The organism is Frankia sp. KB5, from assembly GCF_002099325.1.
Lineage (GTDB): Bacteria > Actinomycetota > Actinomycetes > Frankiales > Frankiaceae > Frankia > Frankia casuarinae.
This window is the reverse complement of the sequence record NZ_MRUJ01000048.1, coordinates 1-14,540: the sequence shown is the minus strand read 5'-3', so window position 1 is coordinate 14,540 and position 14,540 is coordinate 1. Positions and strand designations below refer to the sequence as shown.

General features: G+C 69.2%; 12 protein-coding genes. 9 read left to right on the top strand and 3 right to left on the bottom strand.

Annotated features, from left to right (window positions below; translation table 11 throughout):
- Positions 1 to 1,341 precede the first annotated feature (1,341 nt).
- The 7 genes from KBI5_RS05960 (at position 1,342) to KBI5_RS05930 (ending at position 9,243) form a co-directional block, all read left to right on the top strand.
- The gene (locus KBI5_RS05960) at positions 1,342 to 1,578 is read left to right on the top strand and encodes a DUF397 domain-containing protein (RefSeq protein ID WP_011437824.1); all 237 of its coding nucleotides are present in this window, start codon (positions 1,342 to 1,344) and stop codon (positions 1,576 to 1,578) included.
- A gap of 185 nt (positions 1,579 to 1,763) precedes the next feature.
- On the top strand, positions 1,764 to 2,537 hold the full coding sequence (locus tag KBI5_RS05955; protein ID WP_085014520.1) for a hypothetical protein: 774 nt from the start codon (positions 1,764 to 1,766) through the stop codon (positions 2,535 to 2,537).
- 189 nt (positions 2,538 to 2,726) lie between these two features.
- Positions 2,727 to 3,197 carry a heme-binding protein gene (locus KBI5_RS05950; RefSeq protein ID WP_085014519.1) on the top strand — a complete coding sequence of 157 codons (471 nt, stop codon included), beginning with the start codon at positions 2,727 to 2,729 and terminating at the stop codon, positions 3,195 to 3,197.
- 188 nt (positions 3,198 to 3,385) lie between these two features.
- Positions 3,386 to 4,663 carry an ABC transporter substrate-binding protein gene (locus KBI5_RS05945; RefSeq protein ID WP_011437821.1) on the top strand — a complete coding sequence of 426 codons (1,278 nt, stop codon included), beginning with the start codon at positions 3,386 to 3,388 and terminating at the stop codon, positions 4,661 to 4,663.
- A 209-nt stretch (positions 4,664 to 4,872) separates the two neighbouring features.
- Complete coding sequence (locus KBI5_RS05940) at positions 4,873 to 5,862, top strand: malate dehydrogenase (RefSeq protein WP_011437820.1); 990 nt, start codon at positions 4,873 to 4,875, stop codon at positions 5,860 to 5,862.
- A gap of 416 nt (positions 5,863 to 6,278) precedes the next feature.
- Positions 6,279 to 7,793, top strand: coding sequence for a cation:proton antiporter (locus KBI5_RS05935; protein ID WP_241882683.1), 1,515 nt, complete (start codon positions 6,279 to 6,281; stop codon positions 7,791 to 7,793).
- 55 nt (positions 7,794 to 7,848) lie between these two features.
- Positions 7,849 to 9,243 carry a toll/interleukin-1 receptor domain-containing protein gene (locus KBI5_RS05930; RefSeq protein WP_085014517.1) on the top strand — a complete coding sequence of 465 codons (1,395 nt, stop codon included), beginning with the start codon at positions 7,849 to 7,851 and terminating at the stop codon, positions 9,241 to 9,243.
- On the opposite strand, the gene KBI5_RS27635 is transcribed toward KBI5_RS05930, so the two are convergent.
- On the bottom strand, positions 9,164 to 10,660 hold the full coding sequence (locus KBI5_RS27635; RefSeq protein ID WP_235186958.1) for a hypothetical protein: 1,497 nt from the start codon (positions 10,658 to 10,660) through the stop codon (positions 9,164 to 9,166). The two genes, KBI5_RS05930 and KBI5_RS27635, sit on opposite strands and share 80 nt — an antisense overlap.
- A 350-nt stretch (positions 10,661 to 11,010) precedes the next feature.
- Positions 11,011 to 11,856, bottom strand: a complete 846-nt coding sequence (locus KBI5_RS05920; protein WP_011437814.1) for an aminotransferase class IV family protein — start codon at positions 11,854 to 11,856, stop codon at positions 11,011 to 11,013.
- Between the two features lie 185 nt (positions 11,857 to 12,041).
- Between KBI5_RS05920 and KBI5_RS05915 the strand changes: the two genes are divergently transcribed.
- Positions 12,042 to 12,515, top strand: a complete 474-nt coding sequence (locus KBI5_RS05915) for an SCP2 sterol-binding domain-containing protein (RefSeq protein WP_011437813.1) — start codon at positions 12,042 to 12,044, stop codon at positions 12,513 to 12,515.
- A 203-nt stretch (positions 12,516 to 12,718) separates the two neighbouring features.
- Here the strand turns inward: KBI5_RS05915 and KBI5_RS05910 are convergent, their stop codons facing one another.
- Positions 12,719 to 13,621: a TerB family tellurite resistance protein gene (locus KBI5_RS05910; protein WP_011437812.1), complete on the bottom strand. Its 903-nt coding sequence runs from the start codon at positions 13,619 to 13,621 to the stop codon at positions 12,719 to 12,721.
- Positions 13,622 to 14,253: 632 nt separating this feature from the next.
- Between KBI5_RS05910 and KBI5_RS05900 the strand changes: the two genes are divergently transcribed.
- A partial coding sequence (locus tag KBI5_RS05900; protein WP_198537530.1) for a recombinase family protein occupies positions 14,254 to 14,540 on the top strand: 287 nt, incomplete at its 3' end.

The following is a 14,540-nucleotide window of genomic DNA, read 5'->3' as shown; positions in this document are numbered from 1 at the left end:
GGAGCTGAGAGCCGAGCAGGATCCGACGTACGGTCGGTCCACTTCCCGGCTGAGCTGTCGTCACGGTCGGCCCCCTCGCCATGGTCAACGCAAGAGTAAGATACTCGATCTTCTGGTTCCGGATGGGTGGCTGGTTCTCTCGTCTGGGTGACACGCGCGTGTTTAGCGTAGTGAGGATTATTTGTATACACGCTTACGGGGAGCGCCGACGACGGGTCTCCGTTTAACGGGGGGTAGGGGTGCCCCCGGCTGTCGGGTGCAGGCGCAATGGTGTGGACGATGACATGTCCGGACATTCCACTCTCACGGTGCCAGATTCCAGGGGCGTGAGGACTTCGGGCCCCCGGACGGCGATCGTGTGCTTCCTAGTGTTACTCTCCACGGCTGCACCCCTCTTCGCTCCTCCCCCCACTCTCCCCATCGGGTTCCCCTCCGCCGTCCGGTCCCTCCGCCGTCCGGTCCCTCCGCCGTCCGGTCCCTCCGCCGTCCGGTCCCTCCGCGGATCTCTCCGGGTTCACGCCGGCGCTCTTCGCCGCCGCGCTGGTTCTGGTGCACGATCTCCGTCGAGTGCTGTCGAGGTGTCCCCCGTTGTTTTACAGCTATGTTGCGGGCCCCGGGACCACGAGTGGACCGGAAGGGCCACGGTTTTCGCTACGCCGAGGCTATGACCTTGTGCACAGTCAGGTCGCGCGCGGCCGGCCTCCCGTCGTCCGGGGAGCCGGAGTGCCCCGTCGTGAGCGCGCGTCTCGCCCCAGACCGGGGATCTTTTTCTCCCGGCTCGGTCCGCGGCCGCCTTGTACGGGTGCCTGGCGCATGGGTCGGATTCGTCACTCTTCGGATTTTTCGGACGTTTCGCCTAGTGGGGTCGAGGCCCGTCCATGGTCCTTCTGCGGAGCCTCACGGGCGGACTGGGCGCAGATTCGTGGTGCCTGCATGGTTCTTGTGATGGGATTTTTAGTGCTTTTGGTAGTTATATCAACATTCTCGGCGCCTTCGTCGGAAGCTGTCGATGCTCCCTTGATCTTCTCTTGATCTTTCTTTGGGCTTCCCTGGGGCCGCCCCGGGGCTGGTTCGGCGTGGAGGCCGCGGCGGCGCGAGGCGTCGGGCCGGGCATCTGTCACCCGCTTGATGCACGTGCACCCGACCGTGCTGTATCGTGAGCCAAAGTTCGTGCAGCCGCACACGCTGGCATGATGGGACGGTCTTCCGGGGGGGTGTTCCATCGTGGGTTTGGCTGGCGGTCGGCCGGCGGTCGGTGGTTGGCCCGTCGGTGGTATGGCGAGCGGACGGCGTGGGTCGGGGCCGTGGCGGCATGGCTTCCCGGGGCTTCAGGAGATCGACATGACCAAGATCTACAGCGGTATGTCCGCCGCGGCACTRCAGCGCGTGACATGGCAGAAGAGTCGTCGGAGCAACTCGCAGGGAAACTGCGTCGAAATGGCGAAGCTTCCGGGTGACGAAGTTGCCGTCCGTAACTCTCGGCATCCAAACGGACCCGCTCTGGTGTATACCCGAGCTGAAATCGAGGCTCTGATACTCGGGGCCAAAGACGGCGACTTCGACAACCTGCTCCAGTAGTCGCGCCCGTCATGGCCTTCCCGGTTCCGGCAGCCTCGACGAGGCGGGTACGTTCCATCGCCGTGTGGGCTCCCTATGCAGGGAGCCCACACCGGGTCGTGGACGGTGTGGGCACCGCGGCCGATTGTGGCCTGGGGGGCGGTGCCCGGCCGGACCGGGCGGGCGCGTGGCGAGACGGAGACAGTATGCCCACGTCGATCCCTGAACGGATCTTCAGCTCGGAGGATCTGCCGCTCCTCTCACTTCCCGGTGCCGACGGGCTCATCACCTGCCAGTGGATTCACGAGTCCATGAGGGTGCGGACCCCGTCAGGACGCGGCTGTGACGCCATCCGCGGCTGTGACGCCATCGAGGAGCGGCGGCGCGCGCAGGTCGGTTTCGTCCTGGTCGAGCCGGCCTGGCTGGTTCGCGCGGCGGCCGAGCGGCTCCGCGCGCCGGGAGTCGACGCCATCGTCCTGCACACTCAGGCCAGCCCGCCAGGTCGCAGCGCGCTGGCCTTGGCGTTCGCCTCTCATCTGCGCAATGCCCTGAGACGGCCGGGAGCAGGCGGTACGCCCGCCCCCGGCGGCCCCCCCGGGTCCGGCAGCGAGCCGGAGGTCGGTGACAACGTCGTCACCGCCGGGGTGCGGCCGGATCTCAGCGGCTTCGCCGATCTGATCCGGGTACCCCATCTGGTGACCGTCACCGACGGCACCGGTGCCGTCGCGGACACGGTCGTGTGGGAAATCATGACCGGCGCGCGGTTCGACACCTGGCTCGATGGAGCTCCCCGGCCCGACCAACGAGCCATCGAGGCGCACCTGCCCGGTCTGTTGCGTCTGCGCGGCCTGCACCGGGTCGGCCGGCTGGATCATCCGGGCGCCGGTGCTCTGCTGGACCTGCTGGGCGGCGGCTATCTCTCCAGCAGGTTGATCCACCGCTGCCCCCGGGCCGTCCTCCCGCTCGTCGCCGCGACCTGACCCTCCGGTTCCCCGGCCGGGGGCCCGGGGATACCCGGTGTCCACCTGTATCCTGCCGTTATCCTGCCGTTCGCCGCTCGGGAGTGCCATGCGCGACGGTGGTTACGCGGCGCGCCTTCCACCACCTGACGGTCAGCCAGGGCCTATGGTCAAGCGCACCGGAACGCCGCTTTATGGGGAGAGTCGCGGATGACCGTATCGCTCGAGGACGCCCGTCGGATCATCGCCGCCGGGGAGAAATATGCGGTTCACCTCGGTCAACCGGTTAACATTGCTGTCGTTGACCACGCCGGAATTCTGGTTGYCCACGTCCGGATGGACAATGCCCGGCTCGAGACCGCGGATATCTCCGTCGACAAGGCGTGCGCGGCTCGGGCCTGGGCTCCGCCGGCCCATCTGGTCAGTCATACCGGTGGCGAGGGACACACTGGCGGCGAGGCGCACGCCGGCGCCGAGGCGCATGCCGGCGGCGAGGCACCTGCCACGGGTGACGGCCGCGTCGGACGGGAGCGTCCGTCGCCGGCGGAACCGGTCGTCACCGGTCTGCCCGGTGCGCTGCCGCTGTGGCGGAACGGGGTGATCGTGGGGGCCGTCGGGGTGAGCGGTGGTCCCGCCCCCCTTGACCAGGCCATCGCCCGGGCCGCCGCGGCGGCGTTCTGACCGGGCCGACCGGACTGACCGGGCCGACCGGGCCCCACCCCCACGCGGTATCGCTCCCCACGCGGCACCGCGTGGGGAGCCCGAAGCGGGATCGGATCCTGAAACCGGGAGCGATCGATCTTCGGTGAATCTCACAAAATCAACGGAATGGCATCGAAGGGTGGTTCTTCTGGTTCAGGCTTGATGGAGTGGGGAGCGTCACGGCTCTGGGAGTCGGGCCGCACCGGCCTCGGCGCCGTCGTGCGGACCGCCGGGCCGCGCTGCTCGGGCTCGTGAGCCTCCTGATCGGCTTGGGAGCGGTCGGCTGCCGGGTCTCCACCGACGGGCCGACCGCGTCCCCGGCCTGCGCGGCGCCGGGCGTCGCTCCGGACGCGATCAGATTCGGCCTGCTCTATCCGGACACCGGAAACGCGGCGTCACTGTTCCGCTCCTTCCGGGCCGGGGTGGACGCCCGGCTCGGGGTGGCCGACAAGGCGGGCGGTGTGTATGGCCGAAAAGTGGTCTATGTCTGGCGGGATGACGCCTCGAATCCCGCCGGAAACCAGGCCGCCGCCCGGGGGCTCGTGGAGAACGACCAGGTGTTCGGAATCATCGAGTCGACCTCCGTGGCCAGTGGTTCCGCCGGTTATCTCAATAGCCGGCGAATACCGGTGACCGGTACCTCGCTGGAGGCGGCCTGGACCCATAACGACAACATGTTCAGCTACTCAAATATGATCTTCGACGGGCCGTCCGTCACGACCTGGGGTGAGTTCGTCGCCGAGCGCGGCGGCCACCGGGCGATCATCGCCCAGTCCGGGTTCTCGGCGACCTCCGTGACCCTCGCCGACAAGATGGCGTTGAGCCTCGCCGCGGCCGGGGTGCGGGTGCTCGGCCGGATCGACGCGACCGGGCCGATCGACATCCCGGGCATCGGCCGGAAGGTGCGCGACAGCGGCGCGGACGTCCTGGTCGGCGCCGTCACCGGCGCCGCCTTCGGCCAGGTGGTCCTGGGCGCCCGGGCGGCCCGGGCGGATCTGCGGGTCATCCTGTCGCCCACCGGCTACGACCAGCGTCTCCTGCAATTGTTCGGCGGAGTGCTGGCCGGGGTCTACAGCTTCGTCGACTACCTGCCGTTCGAGCAGGAGACTCCCGCTCACCAGCGGTTCCTGCAGGCCATGCTGGAGTACGCGCCCCAGGTGTCCCCGCCGGCCCAGCAGGCGGCCCTGTCCGGGTGGATCTCGGCGGACATGTTCCTGCGCGGTCTGGTGGCCGCCGGGCCATGCCCCAGCCGGGAGACGTTCATCAGGGGCCTGCGGGCGGTGCGCGGCTATGACGCGGACGGGTTGCTGCCCGTCCCCGTCAACTTCGCCACCCATTTCGGGCAGATCAACCGTTGCTACACCTTCCTTCAGGTCACCGCGGACGCGAAACGTTTCGCGCTGGTCCCGCCCGTACCACGGTGCGGGACCGAGATCGGCCGGTAGCACGTGCCCCATCGTGGCGCCGCGATGTGAGCCGCGTCCGCGCCGCCCGTGCCTCCTGACCAAGAACTTCGGACTAGCCTCGGACTAGCATCGCTGGGGYGGCAGAAGACGTTCCAGCTCCAGGACCGGTTACCCGGCCGGCTCGGGATCGTTACGAGGACGACACGGGCCGCACCCCGATCTTCCGTGATCTGCACCAGGAGAAGCCAGTGAGCTCAACGCCCGTCAACGTCACCGTAACCGGCGCTGCCGGTCAGATCGGCTACGCGCTGCTGTTCCGCATCGCGTCGGGCCAGCTGCTGGGTGCGGACACGCCGGTGAAGTTGCGTCTGTTGGAGATCCCGCAGGCCGTGCGGGCGGCGGAGGGCACGGCGCTGGAGCTCGAGGACAGCGCCTTCCCGCTACTGGCGGGGGTGGACGTGTTCGACGACGCCAAGCGGGCCTTCGAGGGCACTAATGTGGCCCTCCTCGTCGGCGCACGCCCGCGGACCAAGGGCATGGAGCGTGGCGACCTGCTGTCCGCCAACGGCGGGATCTTCAAGCCGCAGGGCGAGGCGATCAACAGTGGTGCCGCCGAGGACATCAGGGTCCTCGTCGTCGGAAACCCGGCCAACACCAATGCGCTCATCGCCCAGACGCACGCTCCGGACGTGCCCGCCGAGCGGTTCACCGCGATGACTCGGCTTGACCACAACCGCGCGATCGCGCAGCTCGCCAAGAAACTCGGCGTGCCCAGCGCCGAGATCAAGAAGATCACGATCTGGGGTAACCACTCGGCTACCCAGTACCCGGACATCTTCCACGCCGAGGTGGGCGGGCGCAGCGGCGCCGAGGCGGTCGGCGACCAGGCATGGATTGCCGACGAGTTCATCCCGCGGGTCGCCAAGCGGGGCGCCGAGATCATTGAGGTCCGCGGCGCCTCGTCCGCGGCGTCGGCCGCCTCCGCGGCCATCGACCACATCTTCACCTGGGTCAACGGCACCCCGGCGGGCGACTGGACCTCGGCGGCGATCCCGTCCGACGGCTCCTACGGGGTGCCCGAGGGGCTCATCTCCTCGTTCCCGGTCACCGCGTCCGGCGGCCGGTTCGAGATCGTGCAGGGTCTGGAGCTCGACGCCTTCTCCCGGGAGAAGATCGACGCCTCGGTGCGTGAGCTGGCCGAGGAGCGGGAGGCGGTCCGCGCGCTCGGCCTCATCTGAGCCGATTTCTCCCCGCCTGCGCAGGCCGGTGAAGCCTGCGCAGGCCGGCGGAGCGGAGGGACGTGTGGAGGGTCGGTCACGGTTGCCGGCCCGGAAACGTGATTATCCCTCCACGGCTCCGTGTCAGGCGGCGGATGCGGCGGGAGATGACACGAACGGCGGACTTTCCGGCGTCCGTTGTGGTTTCTTCTTGAGGGACGCCGGTACCAGTGCCGGTGCCCGCGGCGTCAGCCGACCGAATCGCAGGCGCGCGGGCGACGGGGGCGACGGGGGATGACGAGGTATCCGGTATCCGGTATCCGGTATCCGTGATTCCGGCTCTCGGCTGGCCTGTCGCCGATGCGCCTGCCGGTCGTCGGACGTCGRCCTGGAGCCCTCGCCGCCGTCAATGGTGGCGAGACGTCCGAGGAGAGACATTGTCCCTCACGTCCACTCGGCCCGTCCCCTCGATCCCGCCGCATTCCCTGTTGCTGTTCCTGCTTCAGCTCGCCATGCTGCTCAGTCTGGCAATTCTGCTCGGACGTGTCGCCGTGCGCCTGCGGATGCCTGCCATCGTCGGTGAGCTCTGCGTCGGYGTGCTCCTCGGCCCGTCGTTGCTCGGAACGCTGTGGCCGACCTTCTCGGACTGGTTTCTTCCGCGTGACGCCGCGCAGTTCCACCTGCTCGACGCGGTGGGACAGCTCGGTGTCCTCTTCCTGGTCGCGCTCAGCGGGTTCGAGATTGATACGCGGATCATCCGCCGGCGCAGTCTCACCGTCGCCCGGATCAGCCTCGGTGGGTTGCTCCTGCCGTTGGGTTTCGGGATCGTCACCGGCGTGCTGATGCCGTCCTCCCTGCTGGGCCCCGACGGCGACCGGACGGTCTTCGCGCTGTTCCTCGGGGTGGCGATGTGCGTGAGCGCCATCCCGGTGATGGCGAAGACGCTCATGGAGATGCGTCTGACCCATCGGGAGGTCGGGCAGCTCGCGCTGGCCGGCGGGGTCATCGATGACGCCGTTGGCTGGCTGATGCTGGCGGTCGTGTCCGCGATGGCGACCACCGGTGTCCGGGCGGGCGACACGGCGTTGTCGGTGCTTTACGTCCTCGGGGTGGGGATCTTCGCGTTGACGATCGGCCGGGTCGTCGTCCGGGCCGTGCTGGGACGGATCATTGCCACGAGTGGTGCCGGGGCCGGGGCTGGCGCCGATCCCGGCGCCAGGAGCGGGTCGGTCGTGGCCTTCGTGGCCGTGCTGGTGCTCGCGTCGGCGGCCGGGACGCAGGCGTTGGAGCTGGAGGCGGTGTTCGGCGCCTTCCTGGGCGGGGTCGTCCTCGGGTCGTCCGGCCTGGTGGATCATGCCAGTGTCGCCCCGTTGCGAATCGTGGTGATGGCGGTGCTTGCGCCCATCTTCTTCGCGACGGCGGGCCTGCGTGTCGATCTCACTGCTCTGAGTGAAACCCGGGTTCTGCTCGCGGCGGTGATCGTGCTCGCGGTCGCGGTCTTCGGCAAGTTTGCCGGTGTGTACGCGGGGGCCCGGGCCAGTCGGCTGACCCCCTGGGAGGGTCTCGCTCTGGGCGCCGGCATGAACGCGCGGGGAGTCATCGAGATCGTGGTGGCCAGCGTCGGCGTGCGGCTGGGGGTGCTCTCCACCGAGACGTACACGATCATCGTTCTGGTCGCGATCGTCACGTCGGTCATGGCTCCGCCGATCCTGCGCCGCGCCATGCGACAGGTCGAGCAGACCGCGGCCGAGGAACAGCGTCGCCTTGTGCTGGACGGTCACCATGCGAGCGGTGCCGGTGGCGTCGGTGCCGCGGAGGCGGGTGTCATCACCCGTCGCGAGACCCGGACGCTCCCCGCGGCTCGGTCCCGCGCACGATACCGAAGGTCGGTGAACCCATCCAATACAACGGGTAGGGACGGGTTAGAATTCGAGGACGAATCCGCCGRCTGACGGACCACCTACCGTCGCGTCGCCGGATTTCTGCGGGCATGCCTACGGGGGACTCGTGACGGACCGGCTGACCGAGGCGGAGATCGAGGCGCTTTCCGCCACTTTTACCAACCAGATGAAGGCGACTCATCTGTTGGAACGTGCCGGGCTGGCGCGTCGGCACCATCCGCAGTTCTACCCGGGTGAGTCGTCGTTCGAGTTCTGGTCCGAACTCGCGTCGCTGTTGGAGAACGGCCTGTTGCCGGACGGCCGGAGGCGCATCCTCACCGAGGCGCATCGGGACTATCGGGGCAACCGGATCTTCGCCGACGCCGTCCGGGAGGACGGTGTTTCCCGTGGCGAGGGCGCCCCGTGGGAGGACGGCGTCCCGCGGCATGTCAGCGTCTTCTGCCTGGATGCCAGGCACTACAGCCGTCAGGACATCGCGACGCAGGCGAGCTGGCGGGAGGGGCTGCGCCGGATCGTCGATGAGGCGGTCGGAGGCGCCGGCCTGCCTCCCCGGTCGATCCGGCTGCGCCAGGATCGCGGCGACGGCTTTCTTGCGGCCGTGGCCGCCGACGCTCCCAAGGCTGTCCTCGCGACCGAGTTCGTCCGGGAACTGCGGATCGCGCTGCGGACCTACAACCGGGGGCGTGACGAGACCGGCCGAATCCGGTTGCGGTTGGCCCTGCACCAAGGCGAGGTGGGTATCGGCGGCAGTGGTTTCGTCGGCGACGCGGCGGTGGTCGCAGCCCGGCTGGTCGACGCGGACCCCGTCCGGCAGTTGCTGGAACAGGACAGGGACGCGGAACTGGCACTCGTCCTGTCGTCCGAGTTCTACCACAGTACGGTGGCCGGGCGGCTGCGGGATCTCGACCCGGCKCAGTACCGCCGAGTCGAGGTGTCGGTGGCGGGCAAGTACGAGGGCCTCGCGTGGATCACGCTGCCGGGGCGCCCGTTTCCGGTGGTGCGGACCCCGTCGAACGGCTCCGATCAGGGGCCGGTCGCGGACGGGAAGTGGGACTTCCTCATCTCCGCGGATCCGTCCGATGAGGCCTGGGGCTCCTGGATTGCCCGCGTGTTGGAAGGCCGTGGTCATTCGGTGCATCTGGCGGCCCTCGACGCGCTGCCCGGTGAGCACGAGATCGGTCTGCTGCATGAAGGGATCTCGCAGTCCCGGCGTACCCTCGCCGTGCTGTCGAAGAGCTACCTGGCCTCGGAGAAGATGCAGGCGGCCTGGCAGGCGGCCTGGYAGGCGGATCCCAACGGCGTGAAGCGCACGCTGATTCCGATCCGCGTCGAGACCTGTGACCCGGCCGGGCTGTTGCGCGGCATCAGCTACATCGATCTCGTCGACAAGAAGGACGGTGCGGCGGCGGAGCTTGAACTGGTCAGGCAGATCGTCCGGTCCCTGAACGGCCGCGGTTCCCGGCCGTCGACTCCGCCACCCTTCCCCGGGCAGCGATCCTGACCGGCCGCCGGCCGGGATCCTCGCGGTCCGCCGCCTCGACGTCGTCGGAGTCACCAGCGGTGCCGGTATCGGGGTCACCAGCGGTGCCGGCGTCGATCAGCAGTCGGCCGAGCCCGCGGCCGTAACTCGTGCTTCCCTCCAGCCTGGACCAGTCGGCCAGCGCCGTCATCATGGCCCGCAGTCCCGCTGCGGACGGTTCTCCGGCAACCGCCTGCTCGGCCTGGCTCTGCACTCTCGCCAGCCAGGTCAGCGCCTCGTTGCCGGCTGTCCGGGCGCGCCGGGCCGCCTCGTCGATCCGGGCCCTGCGCAGGATCGGCCGGCCTGCCGCCGTCGGCGCCCCGGCCAGCCGGAGCAGTCCGGCGGCGCGCCCGCCCTCCGACCCGGCGCGCCCGTAGGCGGTCAGGGCCCGCTGCCACAGTTCCTCCGCGCGTTCCGGATAGGCCGTTCGCGACCGGATGACCCGGCTCCCGCCGGGCCGACGGCCGAGCGTCTGCGCCCCGCCGTCCGGGAAGCCGGCCCAGTCGCCGCGCACCAGCGCCGCATGGGCCAGTGTCGCGTGGTCGGACCCGGCGCCGGCCTCGACCGCGTCCAACGCCATKCCGGCCTCGGCCTCCTGGTTCGCCCGGAACAGCAGATCCGCCCGCAGGATCCGCGCGTACGCCGCCGCCTGTGGCACCGGAAGCTCGTCGAGATGGGTGACGAAGAGATCAGCCGTGGCCAGGGCCTGCATTACGAGTGTTCCGGCAGGGTCGGCGGTCCGTGCGGCGCGCGGCGGATCGGCGCCGTGACCGTGCACGACCACGTGATGGGGCAGGCGATAGGACATGCGATGGGGGATGTGATGGGGGATGTGATGGGGGCCGGGCTCGTGCCTCCGGCCGGTTTCGCGGTGGTCGACGCGGAGACCGGTCAGGGCCAGTTGTGCCCGCGCCACCCGAATGCCGGGGATGATCGCGGCGCCGAGCACGCAGATGACCGCGGTCGTCGGTTCGAGCAGCGCGTGCCGTTGACGGGAGATGACCTGCGTTGTCCAGGCGATCAGCGGGGCGTCCGTCATGGTTCGCGACGGCCCGGCTGGTTTGGCCAAGCCGGCCGGAGGCGGAGCGAACGTCCTCGTGGCCCAGGCTCGGACGACGCCGACGTCATCAGGGGACCAGTTGAGGTCGAGAGCCAGCGCGGCGAGGTAGAGCGCCTCGTGCGCCGCCATGTGATCGGGGTCGGTCGGGTCGTGTTCGCTCTGCCGCAACTCCCGCAGTGCTCCTTTCGCCCGGCCGGCGGCGAGCGCCGTCGCCGCGCCGATGAGATGGCGTTCCGCGGGAGGCGGGGAGGGGTAACGGAGAGGYACACCCGCGGGCTCGACGCGGTGCTGTTCGTGCAGCAGGAGCGCTACCAGGAGCCGGGCTGAGGCAAGCGGCATCGTTGCGGTGTTCCTTCACGGACAGCGGGATGGGTCCGGAGCCAGATTTCATCGGAAGAAAGTAAAAATAGCGGGGCATGCCGACAGTATCCGGCGACCCGCCGCGCGGAAATCCATTCCGGCGCTCTCGCCGCGGCCAGGTCGTGGTATCTCTGGTATCTCGCTATATTTTTATAATTCTGAAAAATGCTATTCATTGTCTCTCGGGAAATACGAAGACCGGGGTGGACGTATGGTCGGGGTGGACGCGGTCCTCAGGCCTCCGCAGGAGCATCCGGGCATGTGGGACGCCGTCGACCTGGCTCAGATCGGATCCCATGGCACCGCGTCGTAGCGGCGGGTAAGCGTCGTCATGAGCCATTCGGATCCCATGGCACCGCGTCGTAGCGGCGGGTAAGCGTCGTCATGAGCCATTCGGATCCCGCGAAGAGGTGGCCGTCGATGGCCGGACGGGCGCGATCCCGCGTGAGTTGGTGACGAAGGCGGCCTCGGCCCGCCAGATCCGCCAGTCGCACGGGGGCCCGTACGCTGGGCGGGCCGCCGTCCGCCGGTGCCTGCTCCAACAGCGTCATGGTGACTCCGCGCAGGGCGGGAGCGTCTGGCCAGACGATCATGTTGCCATCGAAGAAACCGATGTTGGTCATTGCGCCCTCCGCGACGAGCCCGCCGGGGGCGGTCAACAGGGCGTCGTCGTAGCCGTCACGGCGGACGAGCCGGCCGTGCTGGATCTGCGCGAACGTCCCGAGATGCTTGAGGTGGGCGAACGGGCGCAGGTACGGCACTGACCGCAGCCGTTGTGGGGTGGTCGGCATGGTTGCCGGTTCGCCGATCGCGACAATGACGCGCACCCCTGCGCCGTCCGGCTGCTCGGTGACGACAATCCGGACCGTGGCATCCAGCGTGGTGGCGGCTGTCGCCGTGGCCTCGGAGCCGGCGGCGGCCGTCTCGGTGGCGTACAGTGCCTGCCGGATGCGGTGGCGAACCAGCTCGCCGTCCAGAGGCTCGCCGTAGAGCTCCTGGTTCGCCTCATTCAGCCGGGCGAGATGCCACCGCAGGCCCCGGGCCCGACCGGCTCGCACCTGCAGCACTGTGAAGTGGCCGTGGGGGAGCAGGGCTAGGCGGTGTGGCTCATCGAGGGGAACGGGGTGCCCGTCGATTTCGACGCGTCGAAGTGTGGGAGTGACCACCTTGGCCACGATAGTGACCCGCCGGCGGGCGGCGGTTCCGTGGGCTGGGCCGTCCGTGGCTGGGCCGTCACGCGCGATGTTCCGGTTGCGTCGCCCACGGAACCGCCGCCGTGTCGTCTTCGCTAGCGTGCTCGTGCGTGCTGCCGACAGGCTGCCGCCCACGAACGCCAACACGAACGCAAAGGAGTGTGGCTATGTCCGATCTTGCCGTCGATTCCACGGCCGACCCGGCGAAACTCGTCAGCGGTCTGCCCGCTATGTCGGAGCGTGAGGTCTCCGACCTGCTGGGTGGGCCGGCCGGTGACGCGGTGCTGGACGAGGTCTTCCGGCAGATGCGCGACACCTTCCGCCCAGAGCAGGCACAAGAAGAGAACGCTCTGGTCCGATTCGTGCTCAACGGTGGACCGGGCGGCGCCGTGCGCACCTACGAGCTGCGGGTCGCCGACGGTGTCTGCACTCTGGCGACACCGCCCGCCACCGGGACCCCGAGTGAATCCGCGGGGGAGCAGACGCTGACCATTATCACGGATCGTGTCCGCTTCGTTCGGGTGGTCTCCGGTCAGGCCAGCGGGGCCAAGCTCTTCCTCACCAGAAAGATCAAGATTGATGGTGACCTGAAGTTCGGAGGCAGGATCCTGTCTTGGTTTGAGATCAAGAAGGAGAGCTGACCGGCGGCGGTCCCCACCGGTGCCGCCACGATGAGGTGCCGGCTGGTGCGGCCGGTGCTGGACGTTCGGGAGTACGAGTTGCCCGCCGGGGCCGACGTGGCCGCTCTGTGCCGTCGCGCCGAGGAGGTCAGCTGGGAAGGCCAGCCGAGGAGGCCATGAGCGGACGGGTCGGCGACGTCGTTCAACCGGCGCCGGCCCGCCCCTCACAGGGCGAACTCGGCGGTGTTCAGGCCGAGGGCGAGGGCGGCCTCCCGCACCACGGCCCGCTCGCTGGCGACGAACTCGCCGTCAACCAGGCCGATCACCTGCCCGATGCGCACCACGGCGGCGGCTTCCGTCACCCGCCCCCGCACCTTGGCGATGTCGGCCAGCGCGGCCTGTTTGCCGGCGGCGAAGTCTGCGGTGAGACGGCTCAGATGTTCATCGAAGAGCCGTTCCACGTCCTGTTCGGGAAACTGGGACATCACCGGATCCGTGGCGATGAAGCCGAGTAGTCCCTCGCGTTCCGCCGGATCGATGCGACCATCGGCCGCGGTGACGAGGGCACAGATCGCCACGGCGGCGTCCCGGAAAGTGAGGCTGCGCAGCTCCTCCCGACGGGCGAACAGCTGCGCGCGCAGTGAGGCCAGGGAGGGCAGCCGCCGGTTGCCGACGGCGGGATCGAGGCCGCGCCAGAGCGGCCAGCCTTCGGCGAGCCAGCGACGTACCACCTCGGCCATCGATAGCGGGCGCAGGCGTGTCGCGAGGAGCACGTTGATGTTAACCGGAACCAGCGTGTGCTCCCCCCAGCGTGACGGCGTCGGGATGTCGGACGGCCAGAAGCCGGCGAACATGATACTGAGCACGTGATCGGTTGCGGATTCAGGTGAGTGGCCGGTGATGGTTCCGTCGTGCTCGACCGCCCCGATGAACTGCCGGGAGATCGTCCGAGGGCCGGCGAGGCGGCCTACCTGCCGTTCGAGAGCGTCGTCCGTGCTCTCTCCCGCCGCCACCGGACCGCCCGGAAGGACATGCCAGGCTTCTCCCGGCGGGCGAGCGAGGAGAATGCGGTCGTCAATCCGTACGAGAAGCCGAACATCAAGCCGAATAGCAGCCTGCAAAGGCATACCGAAAGCCTCCTGAAGACGCACGGCACAAGGCGGGTTACGCGCAGGCACCATCATCCACCAGATGGCGGAGCGAGTGGACGCGGCGGTCCGGAACTACTCATCTGCGCTGCCGGCGTGACCGCTCGGTCCGGGTGCCGCGTGCCGCCGTAGACCGCCGGGCGTCGCGCAGGTCCGCGGCCAGTGGTGGGGTGGGATCGGCCAGTCTCGGAAGGATGATGGTGTCTGTGGCGGCTAGGACGTCGAGCCGTCCGGACCTTAGCGCCGAGGCGTGGGCGCGGCGCCACCGGATCCGTATCCAGACCGTCCGCGCCCGATCCTAGGCCGATCCTGAGAGGCATACCGTGACCAAGTTTCTGCTCAGCGTGCATGTCCTGGCCGCGATCCTCGCGATCGGACCGGTCACCGTGGCCGCCAGCATGTTCGCCCCGGCTGCGCGCCTGGCGCTGACCTCCCCGGGCGACGAGCGTGCTGCCGGGATCGTCCGCGTGCTGCACCGGATCTGTGGCGTCTACTCCGCGCTCGGCCTCGTCGTACCGATCTTCGGGTTCTTCACCGCGCAGAGCCTGGGGGATGAAAGCTGCTGCCGAATCAGCGTCCGATGGCGTCTGATGGCGTCGTATGATGTTCGTGTGAACCTTAAGGAGTGGGCCGCCGCGAACGGCGTCGGGTACACCACGGCGCGGCGCTGGTACCGCGACGGCCTGCTCCCGGTCCCTGCCCGCAAGGTCGGTGGGCTGGTACTCGTCGACGAACCCACCGTGCCGGCCGGGCGCCCCGTCGCGGTGGTGTACGCCCGGGTGTCGTCCGCTGACCAGAAGCCGGACCTTGACCGGCAGGTCGCCAGGATCGTCACCTGGGCGGCCAGCCAGAACCTGCCCGTCGACAAGGTCGTGACCGAGGTCGGCTCGGCACTCAA

What these genes read in the sequence shown, in the direction of transcription:
- KBI5_RS05955 (WP_085014520.1), top strand. Translation starts at nt 1,764, where the DNA reads ATGCCCACGTCGATCCCTGAACGGATCTTCAGCTCGGAGGATCTGCCG.
- KBI5_RS05915 (WP_011437813.1), top strand. Translation starts at nt 12,042, where the DNA reads ATGTCCGATCTTGCCGTCGATTCCACGGCCGACCCGGCGAAACTCGTC.
- KBI5_RS05910 (WP_011437812.1), bottom strand. Translation starts at nt 13,621, where the DNA reads ATGCCTTTGCAGGCTGCTATTCGGCTTGATGTTCGGCTTCTCGTACGG.